Origin of the sequence: Rubrivirga sp. S365, from assembly GCF_032248475.1 — a bacterium.
Taxonomy (GTDB): Bacteria; Bacteroidota; Rhodothermia; order Rhodothermales; family Rubricoccaceae; genus Rubrivirga; species Rubrivirga litoralis.
Genome location: NZ_JAVTTN010000003.1, coordinates 1 through 25,322, shown reverse-complemented (window position 1 = coordinate 25,322; position 25,322 = coordinate 1). Strand labels below are relative to the sequence as shown.

The window sequence follows — 25,322 nt, the reverse complement described above, 5'->3', positions numbered from 1 at the left end:
TCGCCGTGGCCCAGGCCCTCCGCTCAGCCGAGGCGAACGGGGAGGATGCTTCAGCGCCGGCCGCGCTGGCGTCCGAAGCCACACGCACGGCCGAGGAGGACCGCCCCGCGACGGTCGAGGCGTACGCCGAGAGGGCGACCGCCCGCGCCGCCGTCGGCTGGATCGGCCACGTCACGCAGTTCCACGGGATCGACTTTGCCGAGGCGTTCAATCTCGGCCTGAGCGTCCGCGCCGCCGTCGAGGCCGCGCGCGACTGGATCACCGGGGCCGTCGTGTTCGGCCCGCTCCCGTTCGCGTGGGGACAGGAGGACGGCACCGGGCGCCCGTTCCGCCGCGACGAGGCCGGGCGGCTCCGCTCCGGCCGCGCTGACGGAGACGACCCGGCGCCCACCGACACCCCGCCCACCACCCCGCCCGGTGGGGGAGAGCCCGGCGAGAGCAGGGAGCAGGAGAGCCAGCCCGCGCCCGCCGTACCGCCCGCCGTGTCGGATCGTGACCGGCAGCAGGCCGACCGGCTCGACGCCCAGGCCACGACCGCCGAGGCAAAGGCCGAACATCAGCGGGGCCTCTACGCCGGAATGACCCCGAAGGGACGGCGCAGCCAACCTCACGCGCCGCCGCGCCCAGCACCGCGCCGCCGGCACGAAGGAGGCCGAGCGCCTGACGATCTACGCGACCGCACTCCGGGCCGTCGCCACCGCGCTCCGCGCCGGAACGTGCCCGCCCGCCCTCGCCGGCGTCTCTACCCGGTCCCACGTCGAACGCCTGGTCGGCGTCCCCAGCGGCCCCGAGTCCCGCCCGACCGTGCCCCGCTTCCCAGGCACCGAGCCGTGCCCGACCGAGTGGGGAGAGGCCAGCCGGCAGAAGAGCCTTCGCGCGCTCGCCCGCATGGGCATCGAGGACGCGGGGCAGTTCGAGGCCGCCGTCGCCGCGCTCGCCCGGCTCATGGACGGCCACGACGACCCCGAGGCCGCCGCTCGCCAGCGCGAGGCCGAGGTCGAGCGGATGGTGGAGGCCGCGCGCCTGTCCGGCATCCCCGATTATTTCCGAACGCCCCGCACCCTCGCCGAGCAGATGATCGACGCCGCCGGGCTGTACGGCACGGGTCGAGATGTCCGCGTCTTGGAGCCGTCGGCCGGCGACGGCGCCATCCTCGACGTCCTCCGCGAGCGCCACCCCGAGGCCCGCGTCGAGGCCGTCGAGCCTAGTCACACGCTCCGCCAGATTATCGAGGCCAAAGGCCACGCCGCGTCCTTCGGACGCCCGTTCGAGCACTTCGAGCCGAGCGCGCCCTACGACGCCGTGGTCATGAATCCTCCCTTTGGCCGGGGTGGCATTCGGGCAATGGACCACGTCGAGCGGGCGGCCTCGATGCTCGCCCCGGGCGGTCGGCTTGTGGCCGTCGTCCCCGAGTCGTGCCACTTCCGCCGCGAGGGCCGCTACCGTGCCTTCCGCGCGTTCGTGGAAGACCGGGGAGGCTACTGGATCGACCTCCCCGCCGACGCCTTCCGGGAGTCCGGCACCGGCGTCAAGACCAGGCTCGTGGTCCTGGACGGGGTCGGGTAGGCGCCGGACCTCGCGGGTACGGCTGCGTTACGTTCCCGCTCGCCGTGAGCTCCGACGGGCACTTCGGGACGGCTCTGGTGGGCGCCCCGCCCGTCCCGCTCCCACCCGCAGCCCATGACCTCTTCGCTCCGGGTGGGGTCGCCGGTCCACGCCGGCGATCCCATCCCTATCGAAGGCGCTCGCCTCCTCCTCAACGGGCCGACGATCCGCGCCCTCGTCGTCTACGAGGAGCCGACACCGGCCGAGGTCGAGGCCGTCGAGACCGGCCCGGTCGAGCTCGGGGTCTACCACGCCGACGGGGTGGCCGCCGTCGCGTTCCGGGTGGGGGAGCCCGGGACCCCCGGCCGCATCGAGACTCACGCCCCGCTCGTCCTCCTCGACGGGGCCGCCCACGTGAACGGGGTCACAGGCGGACCGTGCTCCCAAGCGCGGTCGCTGACCCTCGCGCTCTGCCAGGCCGAGGGCACCGTCGTCCGCGCCGTCCGGTCCCTCGCCGTTCCGGCCGAGGTCGTCGAGGCCGCCCGCCGTGCAGTCCGTGCGCAGGCGGCGCGCTTCGGCTGCGCGGCCGACGCCCGTCGTGCCCACCGATCCGCCCTCCGCCGTTCCACCGTCTGCGACCTGATGCGCGGGGCCGTCGCCCGCGTCCGCATCGAGGGTTGACCGGCTGGCGGTAGGGAGCGCTACCCTGTGGCGCCCCTGCGTTTCCTCTCCATGCCCGCCCTGACCCCCGCCCGCGACCTCGACCTCCTCGACCACATCGAGCGGCGGATGCCCGGCACGAAGGGGGCCGGCTGGCGCGTCGTCGTCGAGCACGGGGGCCGGGCCTTCGAGCGCAACTTCCCCGACCGGGGCGACGGGGTCGAAGCGCTCCGCCGGGCCGTCGCGTGGCGCGACGAGACGATCAACGCGATCAACACCCAGCAGGGCCGGCTCCGATCCGCCGGGAGCGACGGCCCCTCCACCGGCGTCGGCATCATCAACACGAGCACCAAGGGCGTGACCTACCGCGTGGCCGTGGCCTACCTCCCCGCCGTGGACGGCGGCAAGCCCCGCCGCCGCGTCCGCTCCATCGACAAGTACGGGTACGAGGAGGCCCTCCGCCAGTGCGCCCAGATCCGGTTCGACTTCATGCGCGAGCACGTCGGCGACGCCTACCCCTACGACTCCGTCGAGGAGCTCGTGGCCGACGTGCTCGCGGCCCAAGCCGTCCCCACGTCGTCGGACTGAGCGCGCCGCTTGGGAACCGCCTGCCGCCCGCCGTACTTTGCCACCTGCATGGCTGGCGACCGCGCGGGGGCGACCCGAGAGCTCCGGGACCCGCCGCCGCTTAGGACCCCGCCGCCGCACGTCGGCCGACGACGGCGGAGGGGGCGGTTCCGCGCACGAGCCAGTGATGTTGAGACCGCGCGGCGTGCCTTCGGGTGCGCCGCGCGTTTTTTATGGCCGCCGGTGGGGTAGGGGAGAGCCGATCGAGGGCTGCGAGGTAACTGTTTCTGCTTGCTTTAGTGCAAACAATGTCGTACTTTGACAGCACAAGATCGGTCCGGGATTCCTAACCCGAGCCGCCCGCTCCGTCTCAACGTCCCCGCGCCCGACCGGCGCGCACCGCCATGTCCCACGCCCCCTCTCCGGCCGTCCCAGCCGCGACCGACACCCTCGCGCTCCGCCTGTTCGGAGCCCCCGCGCTCCCGACGCCGCCCCCGCTCACCGACCAGGCCGCCCGGTGGGCCGATCACGTCCTCGCGACCGAGTCCCTTCCGCCGGCCTACGTCGTCCGCAAGGCACTCGACGCCGTCGCCTTCTCGCTCGCCAACGGCCTCCGCGAGCTCTCGGTCCCGTCCAAGCTCGTCGGCACGTCGCGCCACCCGCACGCCGTCGAGGCCCTGACGCTGGGCGACCGGCGCCCCATCGAGGCCCGCCCCCGGCTCACGGTCCCGCACCCCGCCCGCCACGGCGGGGCAGGGCTGGCGGTCTACGCCGTCCGGTCCGACCGCTCGCTCCAGCCCGTCGGCCGCGTCCAGCCCAAGCACGCCGCCTGGCTCACCCCGCTCCTTCGGGCCGGCGCCGCCGTCCACCTCCTGCGCGTCACCGGGCTCGGCCGCCGCGCTCAGGGTCTCCCGACCACGCTCGGCGTCAACGTCCGCGTCGTCGTCTGGCCCGCCCTCGACGCCCGCCCCTGCACGGCCGCCGAGCCGCCCGTCGGCTACGAGACAGATGGGGGAGGGGAGAGGACCCCCGCCCTCGCGGTCCGCCTCTGGCGCGACGCCGACGGCACGGCCCGCATGACCGCCGTAGGCGACGGCGAAGCCAATTGCCCCCACGTCGTCCGGCATTCGCCCTCCGGCCCCGAATGGGGCTACGGCGGGAGCGGTCCCGCCGACTGTGCCCGCTCGGTCCTCCTCACGCTCACTGACGAGGCCACGGCCGACCGCCACTACCAGAACTTCAAGGCCGAGGTCATCGCCCTGCTCCCCGAGCACGGCGCCGTCATCCAGCGCACCGTTGTGCTCGCCTGGCTGGCAGGCCGCACCGAGGCCGTCACCCAGCGCGCAGCGTAATGCCGACCCAGACCCACACGCGCGCCCTCGCGCTCCGGCTCTTCGACGAGCTGGGGCGCGAGGTCCTCGGCGCCTCCCTCGCCGACCGCGGCTGGACCTTCGGGTTCGACCGCGCCCGCCGACGTCTCGGCGTCTGCCGACCCCGCGACAAGCGCATTACCCTGTCCACCCACCTCTCGCGCACGCTCCCCGAGGCGGAGGTCGAGGACACCGTCCGCCACGAAGTCGCCCACGCCCTCGACCACGAGCTGCATCCGGACCGCCGCGGCCGACGCGCCCACGACCGGACCTGGAAGGCGCTCGCCCGACGCTGCGGGGCGAAGCCCGAGCGGTGCTTCGACGGCGACGTCCCCGACGACCCGGCCGCGCCCTACGCCGCCGTCTGCCCATCTTGCGGCGGCTCCCACGACCTCTACCGCCAGCCCGTCCGCGCCCACCTCTGCCCGACGTGCTCGCGGCCGAGCCGACCGGCCTACCTCCGCGTCACGCACCGGCCGACCGGCCGCGTCGTCTGGCGGGGCGGGGCGGAGTGCGGCCCCTACGGCGGCACCGCCGGCGTCACGGCCACGTGCCCCCGCTGCGGCCACACCGTCCGCCGCGCCCGCCGTCCCAAGCGGGCGACGGCCTGCCTGTCGTGCTGCGACCGCCACGCAGGCGGGCGTTACGACGAGCGGTTCCACCTCCGCTTCAAGCGCCTGGGACCGCGATCCCCAGCCACAGGGTACGAGCCGACTCTGTCGCGGCTCGACCCTTGATCCGTGCCCGACGACCTCACCTCCGTCCCCGGCATCGGCCCCGCCCTCGCCGTCCGCGTCCGCGACGCGCTCGGCGTGGACTCCCTCGACGCCCTCCGCGAGGCGGCCGAGACCGGCCGGCTCTCGACCGTCCCCGGCGTCGGCCACAAGACGGCTGAGGCCGTCCTCGACCACCTCGGCGGCGAGCGGTCCGACGACAACCTCGTCGCCCCGCCGTCGGTCGCCGAGCTCCTCGACGTCGACCGCGAGTACCGTGAGCGCGCCGACGCCGGAAACCTCCACACGATCGCCCCGCGCCGGAACAACCCCGAGGGGGGGCCTGGCTCCCGATCCTGAACACGCGCCGGGGCCGCCGCCGTTACACGGCGCTCTACTCGAACACCGACCGCGCCCACGACCTCGGGACGACCGACGACTGGGTCGTGATCTACCAAGACGCCCCCGACCTCGGCCGCCAGTGGACCGTCGTCACGGCGCGCTCCGGCAACCTCGACGGCCGCCGCGTCGTCCGGGGCCGCGAGCGCGAGACCCGCGGGCACTACGGGTTGTCGTAGCGGTCCGCGTGCCGGACCTCGTGAGACCCGGAACCGGAAACTGGTGGCGGCTCGGACCCTCGCCGGTCTCGGCGGCTGGGCTACTTGATCAGGCGGGGGTCGATAGGGACCGGCTCGGGCGGGCCGACGATGACCTCGCCGAACGCGGGGTGGGCCGGGTTGAGGACGACGTTCGTGTGGTGGGGGAGGAGCACCGACGGGAGCCGGAGCACGACGGACCGGCCCTCGCGGACCCACGCGTCCCCGAGCGCCTGAGTCGACCGCGACGGCGGCGACGAGCGCCAGTCGGACGGGAGGTCTCCCTCGGCGACCGTCTCGACGAGGGCGTCCGGGATCTCGACGCGGAAGCCGACCCGGCCGAGGAGCGCCCGGTACGACGGGAGGTGGACGGCCACCTCGAGGACCGCGAGCGCGAGCGAGTCGGCCGCGTAGACGGCGGCGGTCCCGGGGCCGTTGAACCGGCCGCCCCTGAGCCGGGCGCCCTCGCCGTCGAAGGCGGAGCGGGCGTACCGCTCGGGGACGACGCGCCAGGCGACCACCGTCAGGCGAGGACGCCGTGGTCGATCCGGTGGAGGAGGGCCTCGACCTCGCGGGCGCCGGGGTCGGTCCGGGCGTAGTCGAGTGGGGTGGCCCCGCCGAGCCCCCACTGGGGGAGGTGGAACCACCGCCGGGCGTCGGCCTCGGCCGCCCCCCGGTCGCCGTCACGGCCGGTGAACGTCTCGACGGCCCGCTCGAAGAGCCGGGCGAGCCGGTAGAGCCGGTCGGACTCCGCCGGGCCGAGCCGGCCGGCCCGGCGCCGGCGGGCGAGCGTGCGCGTAGAGGCCCCGGCGGCCTCGGCGAGCTGGGCCGGGGAGAGCCCGAGCCGGTCAGCGAGCCGGTCGGCGGCGGCGGGGGAGAGCCCGCGCTCGACGCGGGCGACGGCGTCGGCCGCGGTCCGGGGGCGGAGGCCGAGGGACCAGCCGTGGGGGGCAATCGGGGTCATGGCGCCAGGTGGCGTGGAGGGACGGCCAGGTGGCAAGGTACGTCCGGTGGCGTTCGAGGGTTGCCCCCCGTGAGGGGACCGTCTACGGGATCGGAGTCAAGCGTCGAGAACGGTGTGGAGGGGTCCAATGACCGTCCAGACGCCGGAAACGGAAACCCAACTCCCGTCGGAGGGCGCCGACGGGCCGCGTGACGCTGAGGAGCTTTGTTCAGGGACCGGGCGTCAACGGCCGACAACCGGCGTTGACTACGCCGGAACCCGAAGCCCTCCGCTGAAACCGTGGCCTCCGTCCTAGACAAGCACATCGAAGCGACCCCCGGCGTCTGCGGGGGGAAGCCCCGGATCGCCGGCCGCCGGATCACGGTCCAGAACGTGGCCCTGTGGCACGAGCGGGAGGGGAAGACGGTCGACGAGATCGCGACCGAGTACGACCTCACCCTCGGCGACGTCCACGCGGCGCTGGCGTACTACTACGACCACAAGGGGGACGTCGACCGGCGGGTCGCGGAGGGGGAGGCGTACGCCGAGCGGGCGCGGGCGGAGACGCCGTCCCCGCTGGAGCGGAAGCTGGCGGCCCGGTCGGACGGTTGAGGCCGGGTCCCGCAGTCCGCCCGTGAGCGCCGTCCGGTTCTACGTCGACGAGCACGTCCCGAAGGCCGTCGTCGGCGGTCTCCGCCGCCGGGGGATCGGGGTGGTCCGGGTCCCGGAGGCGGGCCGGCTCGGCGAGAGCGACGAGGCCCACCTCGCGTTCGCCCGTCGGGAGGGGCTCGTCGTGTTCACGCAGGACGCGGACTTCCTGCGCCTGGCTTCGGCGTCGGCCGACCACGCCGGGGTCGTCTTCGCCCGGCAGGGGACGTCGATCGAGGACGTGGTCCGCGGGCTCGTCCTCATCGCGGGGGTCCTCGACGCGGAGGACATGGCGGGGCAGGTCGAGTACCTGTAGGCCCAGAACGAGAGCGCGCGAGGCCTCGCCGAACCCCTTCTTCTAAAGGGGAGGGGCTACCGAACGGGCGCCGGAACTGGAAACCCAGTCGGGAAGCACCACCTACCGCGGCGGGATGAGTATGGACCGCTAGGTTCCGGCCCTCTCCGGACGCCGGTGTCCGGTGAAGGCCGCCCGTCCCGTACCCTCGCCCCATGCCCACGACCCGCGACCGCCTCCTCGACCTCCTCGCCGCCCGCCCCGGCCTCGCCCAGGCCGAGCTCGCCGCCCGGGTCCCGCTCTCGACCCGCCAGGCCCGCCGCCACCTCACGGCGCTCGAGGCCGAGGGCACCGTCGTCGCCACCGCCGACGGGCCGGCCACGCGCTACCGGCTCGCCGACGGCGCCCACCCCGCCACGCCCGTCCCGCGCTTCACCGACGACGAGGCCGAGGCCCTCGCCGTCGCCGCCCGCGCCGCCCGCCCGCTCCTCGCCCCCACCCCGCTCGCCGCCCCGCTCGCGGCCGCCGCCGACAAGCTCCAGGCGGCCGCCCTCGCCGACGTCGTCTCGTTCGAGCCCGACGCCGACGCCGCCCTCTGGTCGTTCGACGGGGCCGCCGGCGGCGTCACGGCCGGGCTCGACCCCGACGCCTTCCGCGCGCTCCTCACGGCCGCCCGGGGGCGGCACGCCGTCCGCGCCGACTACTTCACGGCCTCGCGCCAGGCGCTCACCCGCGGCCGCACGCTCGCGCCCCTCGCCCTCCTCGTCCGGTCCGGGGCCTGGCTCGCCGCCTGCCAGGACCTCGACGCCGAGCCCGGACCCGACGGCCCGCCCGTCAAGGACTTCGCCCTCGCCGGGTTCCGCGCCGCCACCCCGCTCCCCGACCGCCCCGCCCACCCCGCGCCCGCCTGGGACCCCGACGCCCACGCCGCCGACCGGCTCGGGGCGCTCGACGGGGACCCCGAAACGGTCCGGCTCCTCGTGTCCCCCGAGGCCGCCCCGTACTTCCGCCGGAAAGCGTACTCGCGGACCCAGCTCGTCGAGGCCGAGCACGCCGGCGGCGCGCTCACGGTCTCGTTCGAGACGGCCGGGCTCGACGACGCCCGCGCCTTCGTGATGGGGTGGGGCGCCCTCGTCCGCGTCCTCGACCCGCCGGCCCTCGCCGACGCCGTGGCCCAGGCCCACCGGGAGGCGGCAAACCTGTACGCGGACTCGTAGACTCCCAGACCCCTCAATCGCCCCCCATGCGCCTCCGCCTCGCCCTCTCCCCGAACACGGAGCCCGTCCCGTTCGACCACCTCCACCGCCTCACGGGCGCCCTCCACAAGTGGCTCGGCGAGAACGACGCCCACGACGGCCTCTCGCTCTACTCGTTCGGGTGGCTCTCCGGCGGCCGAGCCCGCTCAGGGCACGTACAGTTCGAGGGCGGGGCGGGGTGGACGCTCTCGTTCTGCGACCCGGCCCTCGCCAAACGAGCCCTCGGCGGGCTCGTAGCCGAACCGTCGGTCCTCTGCGGGATGGAGGTCCTGGAGGCCCAGGTCGTGCCCGAGCCTGCCCTCGACCCAGAGCACCGCTTCCTCACCGCGAGTCCGGTCTTAACGCGCCGGACCCGCGACGACGGCGGGCGTGACCACCTCCGCTGGGACGACTCGGCCGCCGACGACACCCTCACGCGCACGTTTCACACCAAGCTCCAGGCCGCCGGGCTTCCCACCGACGGAGCCTCCGTCGGGTTCGACCGCAGCTTCGGCGGTGCGAAGACCAAGCTCTGCCGCTTCAAGGGGAACGCCTACCGGGCCAACGCCTGCCCCGTCGTTGCCACGGGCTCACCCGACCAACTCCGCCTCCTCTGGCTCGCCGGGGCCGGCGAGATGACCGGGTCCGGCTTCGGCGCCCTCCGCTAGACCCATGCCCGATACGTACCACGTCGTCACTTACGCCGGCCCGTTCGGGTTCATCAAGCCGTGGACGGCCGTCCGCGACGGGCTCACCTATAGCCAGCCATTCCTGAGCCCGAGCACCGTCGAGGGGATGCGGATCAAGCTGGGCGTCTCGGCCATCCTCCGGCACCGGCTCCGGCACGGGGGCATCAGCCGCCAGCAAGAGCACGTCCACGCGGCGGGGTGGAAGGGGAAGAGGGTGGACGGCGGGAAGGCCGTCGCCCGGGCGACCGGCGTGATCGTGCGGGGCGTCCTGCTCCGGCCGTCGCTGGCGCTCGCGTTCTCGTCGGCCGAGGACGCCGAGACGGCGGCCTCGGACCACCTCTGCCTCTGCCGCAACGAGGACCTGGTGTTCCCCGTCCGCGTCGGGGGCGCCCTCGTCCGCGAGATGGAGCCGGCCGAGTTCGACGAGGTCGTCGGCTTCGAGATGCACCCGACCGAGGGGCCGGGGTCCGTGCCGCTCGGGGTCAGCCGGTATACGGGCGAGATGATGACCGGGCGGCTGGAGGTCGTCGGGGACCCCGCCAACGCGCCGGCCCCATGACGCGCGACCTCCTCGCCAAAAGCCCCGAGCGGGGCGGCCTGACCCTGGCCGAGCACACGGACCACGTCGTCGCGTGCGCCGAGCGGTTTGCCCGGGCCTACGGGTTCGACGCCCGGCTCGCCCGGCTCGGCGCCGTCGTCCACGACCTCGGGAAGGGGCACCCGGCCGCGCAGGCGATGCTGTGGCACGACACCTTCGACAAGAAGTACGGGGGCCGCTGGCGGTCTTTCTATCGAGCGTTCCCTGACGTCCCCTGGCGCGACGCGGTGGTCCGGGAGCTCAAGGCCTACGAGCGCCGCGTTCCCCACCGGCACGAGCTGTCGTCGCTCGGTTTTCTGCCGCTCATCCCCAGAGAGGACTGGCCGGCGGTGCTCGAGATGGTCGTCGCCCATCATAAGTCGGTCGCCGGGGACAAGAGCGGGCGCGGCCTGCTCGACCTCGCCCTGTCCGAGGGGAGGCCCGACCTCGGACCGACCCTGGACCGCCACCTCAGCGATTGGGACGACTGGGCGCCCGCCGCGAGCGCCGTGGCCGCGTCGTTCGGGCTCGGCGTCCGGGACGTATCTCAGGACCAGGCAGCCCAGGCGTTCGAGTGGGCGTTCGAGGCCGTCCGTGCTCAGCCGCTCGGATGGTCGCCGTGGCGCGGACTCCTGATGAGCGCCGACCACTTCGCGTCGAACTACGCCGACCGTGCCGCCGGCCGGGCGGAGGCCCTGTTCTCGGAGCCCGACGCGGCAACCGTTTACGGTCCCGAAGGGCAGTACGCGCCCTCCGACGACTACCCGCTGTCCCTCCGCGACGACGAGGCCGCCGACCCTCGCCCCCACACGCTGGTCGTCGCGCCGACCGGGGCCGGCAAGACCAACTTCCTGTTCCGGCGGTGCCGGGGCCGCGTGTTCTATACGCTCCCGTTCCAGGCGTCGATCAACGCCATGACCCGGCGTGTGCTGAAGGACCTGGGCGAGGACGCCGACGTCCGGCGGTTGCACGCGGCGTCGGGGATCGGGTCCGAGGACGGCGAGGAAGACGTGTCGCTCCAGCGGTTCCCGGGCGCCGCCGTCAAGGTGCTCACGCCGCACCAGATCGCGTCGGTCGTGTTCGGGACGGCCGGCCACGAAGCGACGGCGCTCGACCTCCGGGGCCAAGACGTCGTGCTCGACGAGGTCCACACCTACGGCCCGCTGGCGCTCTCGATGGTCGAGCGGCTGGTCCGCGTGCTGGCGTCGCTGGGGTGCCGGGTCCACGTCGGGACGGCGACGATCCCGACGGCCCTCCGAAACCTGGTCGTGACGGCGCTGGGTGGAGGGGGCCGGGTCTGCGAGGTGCGGCTGACGGAGGGCGAGCTCGACCGCTACGACCGGCACACGGTCGAGCACGTCGCCGACGAGGGCGCAGCGCGTGCGTGGATCGCCCGGGCGGTGGAGGCGGGCCGGCGCGTGTTGGTGGTGTCGAACCGGGTCGCCCGAGCCCAGGAGCGGTTCGCGTGGGCCGAGGCCGCGTTCCCCGACGTGTCGCGCCTGCTCGTCCACAGCCGGTTCCGACGGGGGGACCGAGCCCGGCTCGAAGACGAGGTGCTGGAGTTGGCCGACAAGCCCGAACCATGCGTCGTGAGCGCGACTCAGGTGGTCGAAGTGAGCCTCGACGTCTCGTTCGACGTCCTGGTGACGGACGCCGCCCCGCTCGACGCCCTCGCCCAGCGGTTCGGCCGCGTCAACCGCCACGCGCGCGGCGGGGCCGACCTCAAGCCGGTCGTGATCGTCGCGCCCCCCGACGCCGACCGCGACGTCCTGCCCTACGACGCCGCGACCGTCCGGCGGAGCGTGGAGGCGCTGCCAACAGGGCCGCTCCGCGAGCGCGACCTCCAGGGCCGGATCGACCGCGTGTACCCGGCCGTGGACGCCCTACCCATCGACCTCCACCTGGCCCACCACCCGGACCTGAGCCCGCGCCTGATGCGGCTCCAGCATCACCCGCGCTCGGTGATCGTGGACGCGCTCCAGATCGAGTCCGAGACGGCGATCCGGGCGAGCGACGAGGCGGCCTACAAGAGGGGACCGGCCGGCGTGCGCGTTCCCTTAGAGATTCCTGCCCCCGAAGCGCTCGGGCGACTGGCGGCCCGGAACGGGTGGACGCGGTGCGAACGGGGCTCGTGGCCCGTCGTCGTCCCCGACGACCAGTACGACGACGTGCTGGGACTCCTGCCCCTCCGCGCGGTCGAGCCCGCCGACCCCTTCGAGGCTGTCCTCTCCCGCATCCACTAGCCATGTACACGCCGCTCCTGGGCCGCCGCCTCCTCGACCGCGCCAACCGCCGCGACGACCGGCCCGGCCGCACGCCGGCCGAGTTCTTCGACGAGGTGTTCTTCCCGCTCGTCTTCGACGACGAGCAGTACCTCATGACGGCCGGCAACTCGAAGTTCGGCCAGCTCGTCAACAACCGGAAAAAGAACCGGGCCGCCGCCGAGAAGGAGGGCCGGGCGTGGGACGAGGACGAGTGGGCGCGGCTCCGATCCGAGGCCCTGGCAGACTTCCACGCCGCCGCGGTCGAGGTCGAGGAGCCCGAGGGGCACCTCGTGCTCGGCGGCTACGCGAGCGGGCTCGACGGGACCACATCGGGCCAGGTGACGGGCCTGAACCACGACGCGACCGCCGACGAAGTCTACCTCTCGTGGATCGGCGCCGCTGGCGGGGCGGGCGTCGCCGGGGGGCTCGTGCTGCTCGTCGACCACGACGACGTGCTCGACGCGGTCCTAGAGGGGTGGCGCATGTACCGGCGCGTCCTGACGGAGACGCCGGGGCTCAAGGCGAACCAGGTGGAGACCTGGAACGGCCAGTGGCTCCGCCACCACTTTTCGCCCGCCTACCAGGCCGAGGACCCGACGGCGTTCCTGCCGTCCGCGCTCAAGACCACGGCGTCGGGGACGGCCATCGAGACCGTCCCCTGGGCACGGCTCCTCCTGTCGCTCGGCGGGGCGCTGGGCGACGAGCCCGTCTCGGCCTACGTCTACAGCCTGGGCCAGACGAACTCGACGCTCGGGTTCGTCCCGCTCCACCTGGGCGCGACCGGCGTGCTCCGCGACAGCTACGCCACCGTCCGCAGCTTCTACCGCGACCTGTTCGGGGTCGCCGTCGATCAGGCCACGGTCTCGCCCGACAGCCTCGACAGCGTCTACGACGCCGGCGCCGGGTTCGCCCGAGCGTGCGCCCAGGGGGCCGTCGGGCTGGCGGCGCTGGAGCCGGCCAAGATCCGCGACTTCCTGCCGACCGGAAAACACAAGTCGCCGCGCCCGGTGACCCCGGAGACGGCCCAGACCCCGCTCCTCTACCAAACCTGGATGCACGCCATGCTCGGAGACAACCGGACCGCCCTCTACGACCGCGCCCGCGACACCGCCGACCTCCTGTTCGGCGTCGAGACCGGCGCGCTCGGGGGCAAGACCAACCTCAAAAAGCCGGTCGCCGACGCGCTCGACGCCAAGTCCCTGCCCGCCCTGGTCGACGGCCTCACCGAGATCGCCGACGCCATCACCAGCGGCAAGACGGCGCTCTCGGACGAGGACGCGGCCGACACGCTGAACGCGCTCGACGGGCTGGTCCGCGACGGGCTCGACCTGTCGCAAGAGCGGTTCTACCTGTTCCTCTCGCTCCTCCGGTTCCAGGTCGCGCTCCTGCGCGGCAAGGCGTCCACTCAGTAAACCCTCAGCACCCCCGAACCCATGCGCCACACGCTCTACGTCCGCGGCCTCCGTCAGGTCGAGCACACCGTGTTCGCCGTCGCCGACGGCCAGAAGACCTACCGCGACCCGCTCGCAAACGGCCGCGAGATGGCCTACGCCAGCGGCCAGCAGGTCAAGCGGTCCCTGCTCGACACGTTCGCCGACGAGATCGGCGAGGCCCGCGCGCCCGTCACGTTCTACAAAGTGCTCAGCAAGGGGGCGCTCAAGGACGGCGAGCCGCACTCGGCCTGTGACCCGTCCTACCCCGACCAGTTGATCGGGGGGTGGATGCGGGCCGAGAAACGGTCGGAGTCCAGCGACAGCCGCCGCGTCCGGCGCCGGGCGCCGCTCTCGGTCTCGGCGTTCCGCCCGGTCTCGCCGCACCTCGCGCGCGTCAACACCGAGGAGGCGCTGACGTTCGACCGCCGCGACAGCGACCCGGCGACGAACAAGGTGGTCGTCCGCGACGCCAAGGGGAACGTGGTCTCCGACGAGGCGCTGGCGGAGTTCCTGGACGAGAACGACCGGGAGCTGACCCGGCTCAACTACCTCGCGCCCCAGAAGCGGGCGTACGGCCTCTACGTCTACGACGTGGCCGTCGACATGCGCCGGCTGTTCTCGGTCAGCACGGCCGACGAGGACCCCGAGCTGGACGCCGCGACCATCGAGAAGCTGAGGGGCGAGGGCTGGACCGAGGTCGGCCACACGCTCGTGGCGCCCGAGGCCGAGCGCGAGCGGATCGTCCCGGCCCTCGCCTACGCGCTCCTCCACTGGTCGATTACGAGCAACCAGGCGCGGACGTTCAGCCCGATGCCCCCGCTGGCGGTCGCGCTCGCCGACCGGGCCGACAAGATCGCGACGGCCATCCGGGCCGACCTCGACCCGGAGGCCGGCCTGTCCCGGCCGTCCGCGACCGTCGTGCTGGACTCGGTCGGTGAGGACTCCTTGTTCGTGACGCCCGTGGCTCGCGGCGTCCTCCGGGGAGTGGACGCGAGCGCAAACGCGATGGACCAGGCTCAGGCAGAGATCGAGCGCCGCCTCCGGGTCTACGACTACGAGGCGGTCGCGGCGTGAGCGTCGCGGTCCGCCCCCAGCAGCGTCACGGCCCCCCCGAGCACCCGGTCCCGCAGGACCGGGTGGAGGTGCCCGCGCGGGACCATCTGGACCGGCCGCCCCGTCGCCGCCGCCAGCGCGTCCTGCACGTCGAGGACGGCCCCCAAGGACGCCCGCCCCGGCGCGAACGCGTACAGCACGTCGACGTCGCTCCCCGGCCCGGCCTCGCCCCGGGCCGCCGACCCGAACAGGGCCAGCGACGCGAACCCCCGAGCGAGGAGCGCCCCGGCGTGCGCGGACACGTACGACCGGACGGCCGCGGCCGGGTCGGGCAGCGTCGCGGGCGGGGCGGGGGGGGAGGGGCTCACGGGTCGCTTCGGAGGGCCGCGACTCGCGCGGCGAGGGCGGGGAGGTGGACCGTCGCCGCCTCCCACACGATGTCGGGGTCCACGGCCCAACATACGTGGGCCAGGACGTTCCGCATCCCGACCACCTCGCGCCTCGTGAGGTCCGGCGCCCGCGGCTCGAGCGCCGGGCGGACCTTCGAGAGCGCCCCGCCGACCGTCTCGACCGACCGCTCGACGGCCCGGCGGAGGACGGGGTCGGCCTCGAACGCCGCCCGGTCGACGCCCTCGACCGCCGTCCTCACGACGGCCGCCTCGGCGACGACGTAGTCGAGGGTTGTCCGGAGCCGGTCGGGGTCCACAGTCAGAACCACGCCCCTCGCGGGCGCTCTCGTGATGCCCGAAGATACCCGCCCCGCCCGCTCCGTCCGTGTCGGCGGGATGCTCGTCGGGTACCACGCCGTCTGCCCCCGGAAGGCGTGGTACTCCATGCGCGGGCTGTGGATGGAGCACGAGTCCGACGACGTCCGGCTCGGCCGGCTCCTCGACGAGACCGCCTACGCCCGCCGGACCCGCCCGGCCCTCGTCACGGCCGAGGCCCCCGACGGGACCCCGCTCGTGGCCAAGCTCGACGGGGTCGACCTCCGGGCCGGCGTCCTCCACGAGACGAAGAAGGGGCGGGCCGAGGACCACGCCCACCGGCTCCAGCTCCGGTTCTACCTCTGGGTCCTCCGGCTCGCCGGCGTCGCGCGCGCGGACGGGACCCCGCTCACGGGCCGGCTCGATTACCCCGCCCTCCGCCGGACGGAGCCGGTCGAGCTCGAGCCGGAGCACGAGGCCCGGCTGGCGGAGACGGTCACCGCCGTCGCCGCGCTCGCCCGCCGGCCGAGCCCGCCGCCCCGGCACCCCCGGCGGACGTTCTGCCGGCGGTGCGCGTTCGAGCCCCTCTGCTACGGGTGATCGGTCGTCGTCCCCGCCCGGGCCGTCTCCCCACCACTCGGTAGGGAGGCGGGTACGGTCGCTGAACGCCTAGGAGGTCGATTCCAGCGTCGTCGTCGTCCGGGGTATTCTGCGTCACCGGCGGCCGACGCGCCTCGGGATGTCCCGGAGGCGGCGGGTGTACCTTGACGTACTGGAATGGCCGCCCAGTGCGCCCCTTGCGCTGGGCCTCAATCGCTCCTCTGAGGCATCGAAAGAACTGCGCCGCGGGCCGGTCTCGAGCAGGCTGTTCGGCCTCAATCGCTCCTCTGAGGCATCGAAAGGAGTTGGGACGCCTTCTGGTACGACGAGGCCGCCGCGCCTCAATCGCTCCTCTGAGGCATCGAAAGGCGAACGGGCGGAGGGCGCGTAGCCAGTTGGCGAGGGCCTCAATCGCTCCTCTGAGGCATCGAAAGCTCGCCGTCCGCCGTGAGCCACGACCGCGCGAGCGCGCCTCAATCGCTCCTCTGAGGCATCGAAAGAGGGACGGTCGCGCTGCATGGCCGCAGTTCCCCTAACGGCCTCAATCGCTCCTCTGAGGCATCGAAAGCTGACCAGCGAGGAGGTGAAGAACCTGAACGAGCGGCCTCAATCGCTCCTCTGAGGCATCGAAAGGGGATGGGTGCCCGCGGGCACGCTCTCAGCACCGGGCGGCCTCAATCGCTCCTCTGAGGCATCGAAAGAGTGCCGGCCCAGGTCGGCCGGGTCTCGGTCGAAGGCCTCAATCGCTCCTCTGAGGCATCGAAAGTCGGCGGATCGCCTGGGGGGCGGTCCCCCGGCCGTGCCTCAATCGCTCCTCTGAGGCATCGAAAGTAGGACGCCACGCGCTGGTGGGTTCGACATTCCCGGCCTCAATCGCTCCTCTGAGGCATCGAAAGGTCCTCCAGGCCGAACTGCTCGGGGCGCCCGTTGTCGGCCTCAATCGCTCCTCTGAGGCATCGAAAGGGCTCGGCCATCACGGCGTAGACCTTCTGGCCGGGGCCTCAATCGCTCCTCTGAGGCATCGAAAGTCGGCGCCTACCAGCGGAGCCGCGCGGCCGGCCGCACGGCCTCAATCGCTCCTCTGAGGCATCGAAAGTCGAGTGGGACGACCAGGTGGCGAGCTGGCGGCTCAGCCTCAATCGCTCCTCTGAGGCATCGAAAGGACCCTAGCGGTCCCCACCGCCCCCAACCATGAACGCGCCTCAATCGCTCCTCTGAGGCATCGAAAGATCCCGGCCTCCTCCGCCGTCTGCTTGACGAGCTGCTGCCTCAATCGCTCCTCTGAGGCATCGAAAGAACAGCGCCTCCGGCTCCCAGCCCTCGGGGGGCGGGGCCTCAATCGCTCCTCTGAGGCATCGAAAGGTGCTGGCGTGTGGGGAATGTAACGCGGCTCCGTGAGCCTCAATCGCTCCTCTGAGGCATCGAAAGACGGGCGAGCGGGTCAGTCATGGTCCCCCTCCGGCGCCTCAATCGCTCCTCTGAGGCATCGAAAGCTGGACCCGTGAGCCTGGACTACCCCCACCGCGTGGCCTCAATCGCTCCTCTGAGGCATCGAAAGAAGGCCAACCACTACGGCAAGCACGTCCGGGTCGAGCCTCAATCGCTCCTCTGAGGCATCGAAAGTGCTTCGCCCGCATCACGGCCCGTCACGAGGACTGGGGCCTCAATCGCTCCTCTGAGGCATCGAAAGGTGGCTGCCCCGGCCCCGACCGGCCGGAATCGGAACGCCTCAATCGCTCCTCTGAGGCATCGAAAGCCGCCCCGCCGTCGTCGTCGCCGTAGGGACGCCACCGGCCTCAATCGCTCCTCTGAGGCATCGAAAGCGATTCGGGCGACGACGACCGGGAACAGGTCAAGGCGCAGGGCCTCAATCGCTCCTCTGAGGCATCGAAAGACGTGAAAACGAACGTGTCGAGGATCGCGCGGATCGCCTCAATCGCTCCTCTGAGGCATCGAAAGTCGCGGCTGAAAGCGCTGTCGGTCCTCCTGTCAGGCCTCAATCGCTCCTCTGAGGCATCGAAAGAACCGTCCCACGCCTGTAGTAGACGGCGTGGCGGGGAGCCTCAATCGCTCCTCTGAGGCATCGAAAGGCGGGGGTCTGTGTCTGTGCGGGCATGGTCACTCCCGCCTCAATCGCTCCTCTGAGGCATCGAAAGTCATTCGTCTCCCCCCACCACCGCCTCGGCGGAGGCCGCCTCAATCGCTCCTCTGAGGCATCGAAAGCTCTTGAGCGGCCCGCTGGCGGAGATCCCGAGGGCGGCCTCAATCGCTCCTCTGAGGCATCGAAAGACCGATCCGGCCTCGACGTCCCCGACCGTCCTGACAGGCCTCAATCGCTCCTCTGAGGCATCGAAAGAAACACAAGTAGTTCGCCGAGACGAACCACCGCCCGGCCTCAATCGCTCCTCTGAGGCATCGAAAGGCCCCGCCTCGTAGGTCGCCGTCGCCAGCTCGCTCGGGCCTCAATCGCTCCTCTGAGGCATCGAAAGGTCGAGTCGGGGTTGTTGACCGAGTAGGTGAGGTCCAGCCTCAATCGCTCCTCTGAGGCATCGAAAGTCGCTCTCGGCAAGGTAGGCCCCCGAGCGGTCGGTGAGCCTCAATCGCTCCTCTGAGGCATCGAAAGCGTGTCGGCGGCGGCGTCGAACGACCACTCGACCTGCCTCAATCGCTCCTCTGAGGCATCGAAAGTACTTCGTCTCCGAGCTCGTCGCCGCGGGCGGGGCGGGCCTCAATCGCTCCTCTGAGGCATCGAAAGCACGAGCCGTTCACGCTCGCACGGCCTCCGCGTCTAGCCTCAATCGCTCCTCTGAGGCATCGAAAGTCGTCTGGGAGCCGGGGGCGCTCGTGGGGCTCGTCGCCTCAATCGCTCCTCTGAGGCATCGAAAGCGTTGTCGCTCCCAGATCGCCGCCACGTCCTCGGCGGGCCTCAATCGCTCCTCTGAGGCATCGAAAGAAGCGTCACGGTCCGTGACGTTGTTTGTCACGGACCGGCCTCAATCGCTCCTCTGAGGCATCGAAAGTCGCGCCCGCGCTCGACGTCGAGGCATGGGTCCTCGAGCCTCAATCGCTCCTCTGAGGCATCGAAAGACCGGGATCAACCCGATCTCGCTCCTCGTCACCGACGAGCCTCAATCGCTCCTCTGAGGCATCGAAAGTATCCAGGTGCCCACCGCGCCCTACGGCCACTCGGCGCCTCAATCGCTCCTCTGAGGCATCGAAAGAGGTCCGTCGTTATCACGGCGTACGGGGCCGCCGCGCCTCAATCGCTCCTCTGAGGCATCGAAAGGATCTGACCGCTCGCAGCGGCCGCGTAGGCGCCTTGCCTCAATCGCTCCTCTGAGGCATCGAAAGTCGTCCACATCGCCGTCGGCGACGACCCGAAGCCCGGCCTCAATCGCTCCTCTGAGGCATCGAAAGCGATCCGCCGGGCGTTGGCCTCGCCGGCCTTGAGGGCCTCAATCGCTCCTCTGAGGCATCGAAAGCTTCTCCTTGAGGAAGGCGATCTCACGCGCGAGCCCGCCTCAATCGCTCCTCTGAGGCATCGAAAGCGTCGACGGCGACTTCGGCCCGCTCACCTACAAGGCGCCTCAATCGCTCCTCTGAGGCATCGAAAGGTGGGCCGACGTGTGGCTGTCCGACGAGGCCCCGGCCGGCCTCAATCGCTCCTCTGAGGCATCGAAAGGACTCGATGACGACGCCGGCGACGGTCCGCGCGGCCTCAATCGCTCCTCTGAGGCATCGAAAGCTGTTTGTCGCGCGCCCAGAACGCCCAGTCGTGGTGCCTCAATCGCTCCTCTGAGGCATCGAAAGACGGTAGCTCCCACTGATCTCGGCGAGGTCGTCGAGGCCTCAATCGCTCCTCTGAGGCATCGAAAGTTATCGTGGGTCCGTGATCGTCGTCCACTCCCCCCGGCCTCAATCGCTCCTCTGAGGCATCGAAAGTCGTAGCACTCGGTGGCCGTCGCGGGGTAGCCGTCGAGCCTCAATCGCTCCTCTGAGGCATCGAAAGGACGAGGTCGTCCGCAAAAGCCGACCACGCGACCGTGCCTCAATCGCTCCTCTGAGGCATCGAAAGGTCGTGTCCGGGGCGGGGCGGGCGCTTGGGCGGCCGGGCCTCAATCGCTCCTCTGAGGCATCGAAAGGTCGCGGCGTCCCAGCCCGGCGCGTTGACGCGAGCATGCCTCAATCGCTCCTCTGAGGCATCGAAAGGGGCATCCGTCTGCCACGTCGGCCCGCCGTTGTTCAGCCTCAATCGCTCCTCTGAGGCATCGAAAGGAGCCCGTCGGCGTCTGAGGTCGCGGAGGTGTGCGCGGCCTCAATCGCTCCTCTGAGGCATCGAAAGAAGGGGCGCCAGCACCACACGCTCGTCTCGTTCGCCGGCCTCAATCGCTCCTCTGAGGCATCGAAAGACGTGGAGCGAGATCGGCACGCCCTCGGCGCGGGCGAGCCTCAATCGCTCCTCTGAGGCATCGAAAGTCCCCCGATGGCGTCCCCGTCCTCGAGGTCGTGATGGCCTCAATCGCTCCTCTGAGGCATCGAAAGGCGTAGCGGTCGCGTAGTCGCCCATGAGCGCGACCTGGCCTCAATCGCTCCTCTGAGGCATCGAAAGCTGACGGCCGCCGACGCCGCGCTCGCGGGACAAGACGGCCTCAATCGCTCCTCTGAGGCATCGAAAGATGTACGCCTCGGTCCCGCCCGTGAGCCGGGCCGCGCCTCAATCGCTCCTCTGAGGCATCGAAAGAGGTAGGCCGCGGCCGCCTCCAGGAGCGCGCGCGGTGCCTCAATCGCTCCTCTGAGGCATCGAAAGGCGGCACCTGCCAGTAACGCCCCGCCGGCCTCTCTCGCCTCAATCGCTCCTCTGAGGCATCGAAAGGGCGAGGACACCTCCTGGACCCAGTTGCCGATGTCCGGCCTCAATCGCTCCTCTGAGGCATCGAAAGACCGATGCGTTCGGCGTGGACCTCGCCAAGTCGGTGGACGCCTCAATCGCTCCTCTGAGGCATCGAAAGCCCGCACACGCGCGTAGCGCCCCCCGACCCTGCCCGCCTCAATCGCTCCTCTGAGGCATCGAAAGCGACGCCGTCGACGGCCAAGCCCCGGGAGCGCTGGAAGCCTCAATCGCTCCTCTGAGGCATCGAAAGTTCCACCACCACATCCCGCTCGACTCGACGCCCGGCCTCAATCGCTCCTCTGAGGCATCGAAAGGTGGTTCATGGGCGGTGAGAATGGCCGCGTTCCGGGTGCCTCAATCGCTCCTCTGAGGCATCGAAAGCGAGGAGCGAGGCGGCATCCTGTAGGGCCTGCCACGCGCCTCAATCGCTCCTCTGAGGCATCGAAAGAAGTTCGAGGTCGGCTACCTCATCGCCTCGCCTGAGAGCCTCAATCGCTCCTCTGAGGCATCGAAAGTCCGGCCCGACGGCCGAGAACGCGAGGCGCGCGCCCGGCCTCAATCGCTCCTCTGAGGCATCGAAAGCATCTCGGGCGTGTCGACGCCGAGCAGGCGCACGACGGCCTCAATCGCTCCTCTGAGGCATCGAAAGACGTCGAGACAGCAGCGACACCGGCGCCCGCTGCGCGGCCTCAATCGCTCCTCTGAGGCATCGAAAGGACCGGGTCGAGGACGGGGAACACGATTCGGCCGCGGAGCCTCAATCGCTCCTCTGAGGCATCGAAAGTTCGAGAACACGGTCGTCCCGAGCGACACGCGCACCGCCTCAATCGCTCCTCTGAGGCATCGAAAGTCGGCCTCCAGCGCGGCCGACCACTCCGACGTCGAGCCTCAATCGCTCCTCTGAGGCATCGAAAGAGCGCGAACGCCCTGCCGCTCGCTTCACGTCAAACGGCCTCAATCGCTCCTCTGAGGCATCGAAAGGCCGTCTACGACGCGGAGTACGAGCGCTACACGGACGCCTCAATCGCTCCTCTGAGGCATCGAAAGGGGTCGATGGCGTGGAGCCCGCGCTCGCTCTCCGCGAGCCTCAATCGCTCCTCTGAGGCATCGAAAGCTGTAGCCGCCGCGCAGCACGGGGCCGCCCGACTAAGCCTCAATCGCTCCTCTGAGGCATCGAAAGAGCCCCGAAGAGGGCGACGAGCCGGCCCCCCGCCCGGGCCTCAATCGCTCCTCTGAGGCATCGAAAGGCGGCTCGGCCCGCTCGGCGGCGCCCTCTCGCGCGTGCCTCAATCGCTCCTCTGAGGCATCGAAAGTTCGAGCGCGAGGCCGACCGGCTCCACGGCCACGTCGCCTCAATCGCTCCTCTGAGGCATCGAAAGCCGGGGTCCACCTTGGGAAGGTGGAGCTCGCGGCTCGCCTCAATCGCTCCTCTGAGGCATCGAAAGCTGGACCCGCCCAGGAGCGACGGCGGCACGAGGACCGCCTCAATCGCTCCTCTGAGGCATCGAAAGCGTGTCGCGGGCCTGACCGACCACATTGAGAAGGAGCCTCAATCGCTCCTCTGAGGCATCGAAAGGTCGTCCGCGGCGTGTGGAGCGAGTACGAGTCGGAGGGCCTCAATCGCTCCTCTGAGGCATCGAAAGGACGGCGCCCGCTGGCACTACTCGTACTGGGCGCCGGCCTCAATCGCTCCTCTGAGGCATCGAAAGGTCGCCACGCGGGCGAGCTGGGCCGGCGTGAACAGGGCCTCAATCGCTCCTCTGAGGCATCGAAAGAACGGGACCTCGGGGACGTCTACGGGGGCGCCTAGCCTCAATCACTCCTCTGAGGCATCGAAAGGGCGTTCATGGCCGCTGCGTGGGCCGCTGACGTTGCGCCTCAATCGCTCCTCTGAGGCATCGAAAGCAGGCCGACGCCTTCGACCCGACCCTCGACGGGACGGCCTCAATCGCTCCTCTGAGGCATCGAAGACGGGTCCCGACCGCATGGCCAGCCGGTGGCGCCGGACGCCCCCGTCCGGTGGCTGGGGGACTCCACCCTACGCTCCGGTTCCCCCAGCCCCCGCCCCCGTGTTCCGCTCCGTCCAGCCCGTCGTGTGGGCCTTCGACTGCGAGTGGGTCCCCTGCGCCCGCTCCGGCCGGCTCCTCCTCGACCTCGACCCCGCCACGCCCGAGCCCGACGTCTTCCGCGCCATGTGGGACGCGGCCGGGGCCACCGCCGACCGACCCCGCCCGTTCCTCACGCTCCTCCACTGCCGCGTCGCCTCGGTCGCCGTCGTCGAGCGCCGGGTCCGCGCCGACAGGTCCGTCGCCCTCGCGCTCTGCTCGACCCCGCGCGACCCGGACGCCCACGAGGCCGACGTGCTCCGCCCGTTCCTCGCCGGCCTCGCCCGCCGCCGCCCCCAGCTCGTCGGATACAACTCCCACGCCTCGGACCTCCCCGTCCTCCGCCAGCGGGCGCTCGCGCTCGGGCTCGCCGCCCCCGCCCTCTGCGCCCGGCCCGAGAAGCCCTGGGAGGGACCCGACTACTCGCACCCGTACAACGAGTGGAACGTCGACCTCCTCCGCGCCCTCGGCGGCCGGCGCGGGCCGTCGTCGCCGCGCCTCGCCGACCTCGCCGCCCTCTGCGGGGTCCCGGCCAAGGCGCTCGGCGACCGGGCCGTCTCCGGGGCCGACGTGGCCGACCTCTGGCTCGCCGGCGACCGCGGCGCGATCCGACGCTACAACGAGACCGACGCGCTCACGACGTACGTCCTCTGGCTCCGGGTGGCCCGGCTCGCCGGGCTGTTCTCGGCCGCCGACCACGCGGCCGAGGAGGGCCGCGTCGAGCGGCTCCTCGAGCGCGAGGCCGGCGCCCGCGAGCCCGCCGACGCCGACCACCTCCGGGCCTTCCTCGACCGCTGGCGGGCGCTCCCGCCCCACCCGCTCCGCACGCCGGGTCCCGCCGGCCCCGGGGGCACCGAGCGGGCGGCGGCGGTTGCGGACGTGGCCGTCCGGTAGGGGACGGGGCCGGCTCTACCCTCTCCGTCCCCCGTCCCCGCCCCGCCGTGCCCCGCGACCACTACCTCTTCTCGAACGGCCGGCTCCGCCGCCGCCAGAACACGCTGTGGTTCGAGCGGGCCACCGGAGACCGGATCCCCGCCGACGACCCCGACGACACGGGCGCCCCGTCCGGGTCCCTCGTCGGCGAGAAGGCCGTGCTCCCGGTCGAGGCCGTCGACGCCCTCCACCTCTTCGGCGAGGTCGACCTCAACTCGAAGCTCGTCGTCTTCCTCGCCCAGCAGCGGGTCCCCGTCCACGTCTACGACTACTACGGGAACTACGCCGCCACGCTCTACCCCCGCGAGTACCTCCTCTCGGGCCGGCTCACGGTCGCCCAGGCCGACCACTACCTCCGCCCGACGAAGCGGCTCGCCCTCGCCCGGGCGTTCGTCGGGGCCTCCCTCTTCAACGTCCGCCGGACCCTCCTGTACCACGAGAAGCGGGCGGGCGACGCCGGCCCCATCCGCGACGCCCTCGCGGCCGTCGAGCGGGAGGCGGCCCGGGTCCCCGACGAGCCGGCCGTCCCGGAACTCATGGCGGCCGAGGGCCGCGCCCGCGACGCGTACTACCGGGCGTGGCCGGCCGTGCTCGGGCCGGCGACGGCGGCCGCGTTCCCGTACGACGGGCGGACCCGGCGGCCGCCCCAGAACGCGCTGAACGCGGCGATCTCGTTCGGGAACGCCCTCTGCTACGCGGTCTGCCTCAAGGCCCTCTACCGGACGGCGCTCGACCCGACCGTGAGCTTCCTCCACGAGCCCGGGGACCGCCGGTACTCGCTGGCCCTCGACCTCGCCGAGGTGTTCAAGCCGCTCTTGGTCGACCGGGCCATCTTCCGGCTCCTCAAGACCGGACGCCTCAGACCAAAGCACTTCGAGCCGCGCCTGGGCGGGACGTACCTCACCGACGCCGGGCGGCGCCGGTTCGTCGAGGCCTGGGACGAGCGGCTCCGCCGGACGGTCAAGCACCGGGGGCTCGGCCGGCACGTGTCGTACGAGCGGCTCGTCCGGCTCGACGCGTACCGGCTCGTCCGCCACCTCACGGACCCCGGAGACCCGTACGTGGGGTTCCGGGCCTGGTGGTAGCGGCCGTGCCCTACGTCGTCGCCGTCTACGACGTGGCCGTCGAGCGGAACGCGAGGGCGCTCCGGCTCTTCCGGCGGTACCTCGCCCACGTCCAGAACTCCGTGTTCGAGGGCGAGCTCTCGCCGGCCCAGCTCGCCGAGCTCGAGGCCGCCGCCGCCGCGCTCGTCGCCGAGGGCGACTCGGTCGTCGTCTACGCCATGCGGACGGCGGCGTACCACGAGCGCCGGGTGATCGGGGCGGAGAAGGGGAGCCCGAGCCCGTTCCTCTGAAGCGGGGGGCGGGGCGGCCCGCCCCAGGGGGGCGGCCGTGTCCAGCGCCGAGACGCTGGAGTGGCCTGGAGCCCCCCCGGGGGGCTACCGGAGCCGGGGGTCGAGGAGCGGGTCGAACGGCCCCTCGACCGAGAGCCGCCTGGCCGC

The 25,322-nt window shown here is 72.1% G+C and carries 24 protein-coding genes and 1 CRISPR repeat array; of the genes, 19 read left to right on the top strand and 5 right to left on the bottom strand.

The genetic code is table 11. The annotated features are described in order from the left end of the window. Window positions 1-50 precede the first annotated feature (50 nt). The gene (locus RQM47_RS15920) at window positions 51-557 is read right to left on the bottom strand and encodes a hypothetical protein (RefSeq protein WP_314009584.1); all 507 of its coding nucleotides are present in this window, start codon (window positions 555-557) and stop codon (window positions 51-53) included. Between the two features lie 247 nt (window positions 558-804). Between RQM47_RS15920 and RQM47_RS15915 the strand changes: the two genes are divergently transcribed. From RQM47_RS15915 to RQM47_RS15885, 7 genes are all read left to right on the top strand, one after another. Further along, window positions 805-1,566 carry a class I SAM-dependent methyltransferase gene (locus tag RQM47_RS15915; RefSeq protein WP_314009583.1) on the top strand — a complete coding sequence of 254 codons (762 nt, stop codon included), beginning with the start codon at window positions 805-807 and terminating at the stop codon, window positions 1,564-1,566. Window positions 1,567-1,680: 114 nt separating this feature from the next. Next, entirely contained in the window at window positions 1,681-2,226 is a 546-nt protein-coding gene (locus tag RQM47_RS15910) for a hypothetical protein (protein WP_314009582.1), read from the top strand. A 51-nt stretch (window positions 2,227-2,277) separates the two neighbouring features. Further along, window positions 2,278-2,793 (top strand): hypothetical protein, encoded by a 516-nt coding sequence (locus tag RQM47_RS15905; RefSeq protein WP_314009581.1) that lies wholly within the window; start codon window positions 2,278-2,280, stop codon window positions 2,791-2,793. A 383-nt stretch (window positions 2,794-3,176) separates the two neighbouring features. Continuing rightward, window positions 3,177-4,124, top strand: coding sequence for a DUF6166 domain-containing protein (locus RQM47_RS15900; RefSeq protein WP_314009580.1), 948 nt, complete (start codon window positions 3,177-3,179; stop codon window positions 4,122-4,124). Continuing rightward, entirely contained in the window at window positions 4,124-4,879 is a 756-nt protein-coding gene (locus tag RQM47_RS15895; RefSeq protein ID WP_314009579.1) for a SprT-like domain-containing protein, read from the top strand. The genes RQM47_RS15900 and RQM47_RS15895 overlap by 1 nt, the downstream gene beginning before the upstream one ends. Window positions 4,880-4,882: 3 nt before the next feature. After that, window positions 4,883-5,215, top strand: a complete 333-nt coding sequence (locus tag RQM47_RS15890) for a helix-hairpin-helix domain-containing protein (protein WP_314009577.1) — start codon at window positions 4,883-4,885, stop codon at window positions 5,213-5,215. An 86-nt stretch (window positions 5,216-5,301) separates the two neighbouring features. Continuing rightward, window positions 5,302-5,433, top strand: a complete 132-nt coding sequence (locus RQM47_RS15885; RefSeq protein WP_314009575.1) for a hypothetical protein — start codon at window positions 5,302-5,304, stop codon at window positions 5,431-5,433. An 80-nt stretch (window positions 5,434-5,513) separates the two neighbouring features. On the opposite strand, the gene RQM47_RS15880 is transcribed toward RQM47_RS15885, so the two are convergent. Both RQM47_RS15880 and RQM47_RS15875 read right to left on the bottom strand, forming a co-directional pair. After that, window positions 5,514-5,972, bottom strand: a complete 459-nt coding sequence (locus RQM47_RS15880; protein ID WP_314009574.1) for an RES family NAD+ phosphorylase — start codon at window positions 5,970-5,972, stop codon at window positions 5,514-5,516. A gap of 2 nt (window positions 5,973-5,974) precedes the next feature. Then, window positions 5,975-6,415 (bottom strand): antitoxin Xre-like helix-turn-helix domain-containing protein, encoded by a 441-nt coding sequence (locus RQM47_RS15875; protein WP_314009572.1) that lies wholly within the window; start codon window positions 6,413-6,415, stop codon window positions 5,975-5,977. Between the two features lie 279 nt (window positions 6,416-6,694). On the opposite strand from RQM47_RS15875, the gene RQM47_RS15870 reads away from it, so the two are divergent. The 8 genes from RQM47_RS15870 (at window position 6,695) to RQM47_RS15835 (ending at window position 14,609) form a co-directional block, all read left to right on the top strand. Further along, a complete protein-coding gene (locus RQM47_RS15870) occupies window positions 6,695-7,006 on the top strand; it encodes a DUF433 domain-containing protein (RefSeq protein ID WP_314009570.1) in 312 nt (103 codons plus the stop codon). A gap of 22 nt (window positions 7,007-7,028) precedes the next feature. After that, window positions 7,029-7,358 (top strand): DUF5615 family PIN-like protein, encoded by a 330-nt coding sequence (locus RQM47_RS15865; protein WP_314009568.1) that lies wholly within the window; start codon window positions 7,029-7,031, stop codon window positions 7,356-7,358. Between the two features lie 194 nt (window positions 7,359-7,552). Next, a complete protein-coding gene (locus tag RQM47_RS15860) occupies window positions 7,553-8,554 on the top strand; it encodes a helix-turn-helix transcriptional regulator (protein ID WP_314009567.1) in 1,002 nt (333 codons plus the stop codon). A 26-nt stretch (window positions 8,555-8,580) separates the two neighbouring features. Continuing rightward, the gene (locus RQM47_RS15855; protein WP_314009565.1) at window positions 8,581-9,240 is read left to right on the top strand and encodes a CRISPR-associated endoribonuclease Cas6; all 660 of its coding nucleotides are present in this window, start codon (window positions 8,581-8,583) and stop codon (window positions 9,238-9,240) included. 4 nt (window positions 9,241-9,244) lie between these two features. Next, window positions 9,245-9,820: a hypothetical protein gene (locus RQM47_RS15850; protein ID WP_314009563.1), complete on the top strand. Its 576-nt coding sequence runs from the start codon at window positions 9,245-9,247 to the stop codon at window positions 9,818-9,820. Further along, window positions 9,817-12,081: a CRISPR-associated helicase Cas3' gene (cas3, locus tag RQM47_RS15845; protein ID WP_314009562.1), complete on the top strand. Its 2,265-nt coding sequence runs from the start codon at window positions 9,817-9,819 to the stop codon at window positions 12,079-12,081. Before RQM47_RS15850 ends, cas3 begins: the two co-directional genes overlap by 4 nt. A gap of 2 nt (window positions 12,082-12,083) precedes the next feature. Next, window positions 12,084-13,514 (top strand): hypothetical protein, encoded by a 1,431-nt coding sequence (locus tag RQM47_RS15840; protein ID WP_314009561.1) that lies wholly within the window; start codon window positions 12,084-12,086, stop codon window positions 13,512-13,514. A gap of 21 nt (window positions 13,515-13,535) precedes the next feature. After that, on the top strand, window positions 13,536-14,609 hold the full coding sequence (locus RQM47_RS15835; RefSeq protein ID WP_314009559.1) for a hypothetical protein: 1,074 nt from the start codon (window positions 13,536-13,538) through the stop codon (window positions 14,607-14,609). Here the strand turns inward: RQM47_RS15835 and RQM47_RS15830 are convergent. Continuing rightward, on the bottom strand, window positions 14,588-14,956 hold the full coding sequence (locus RQM47_RS15830) for a nucleotidyltransferase family protein (protein ID WP_314009558.1): 369 nt from the start codon (window positions 14,954-14,956) through the stop codon (window positions 14,588-14,590). The two genes, RQM47_RS15835 and RQM47_RS15830, sit on opposite strands and share 22 nt — an antisense overlap. After that, the gene (locus RQM47_RS15825; RefSeq protein WP_314009557.1) at window positions 14,953-15,306 is read right to left on the bottom strand and encodes a DUF86 domain-containing protein; all 354 of its coding nucleotides are present in this window, start codon (window positions 15,304-15,306) and stop codon (window positions 14,953-14,955) included. Before RQM47_RS15825 ends, RQM47_RS15830 begins: the two co-directional genes overlap by 4 nt. Before the next feature lie 22 nt (window positions 15,307-15,328). On the opposite strand from RQM47_RS15825, the gene RQM47_RS15820 reads away from it, so the two are divergent. The 4 genes from RQM47_RS15820 (at window position 15,329) to cas2 (ending at window position 25,175) form a co-directional block, all read left to right on the top strand. Next, on the top strand, window positions 15,329-15,892 hold the full coding sequence (locus RQM47_RS15820; RefSeq protein WP_314009555.1) for a CRISPR-associated protein Cas4: 564 nt from the start codon (window positions 15,329-15,331) through the stop codon (window positions 15,890-15,892). Window positions 15,893-16,098: 206 nt separating this feature from the next. After that, window positions 16,099-22,754: a CRISPR direct-repeat array (repeat unit 30 nt; unit sequence GCCTCAATCGCTCCTCTGAGGCATCGAAAG). Between the two features lie 98 nt (window positions 22,755-22,852). Beyond that, window positions 22,853-23,782: a hypothetical protein gene (locus RQM47_RS15815; protein WP_314009554.1), complete on the top strand. Its 930-nt coding sequence runs from the start codon at window positions 22,853-22,855 to the stop codon at window positions 23,780-23,782. 47 nt (window positions 23,783-23,829) lie between these two features. Then, window positions 23,830-24,906 (top strand): type I-B CRISPR-associated endonuclease Cas1b, encoded by a 1,077-nt coding sequence (gene cas1b / locus RQM47_RS15810; protein ID WP_314009552.1) that lies wholly within the window; start codon window positions 23,830-23,832, stop codon window positions 24,904-24,906. Window positions 24,907-24,911: 5 nt separating this feature from the next. Then, complete coding sequence (cas2, locus tag RQM47_RS15805; protein ID WP_314009551.1) at window positions 24,912-25,175, top strand: CRISPR-associated endonuclease Cas2; 264 nt, start codon at window positions 24,912-24,914, stop codon at window positions 25,173-25,175. The last annotated feature ends 147 nt before the right edge of the window (window positions 25,176-25,322 follow it).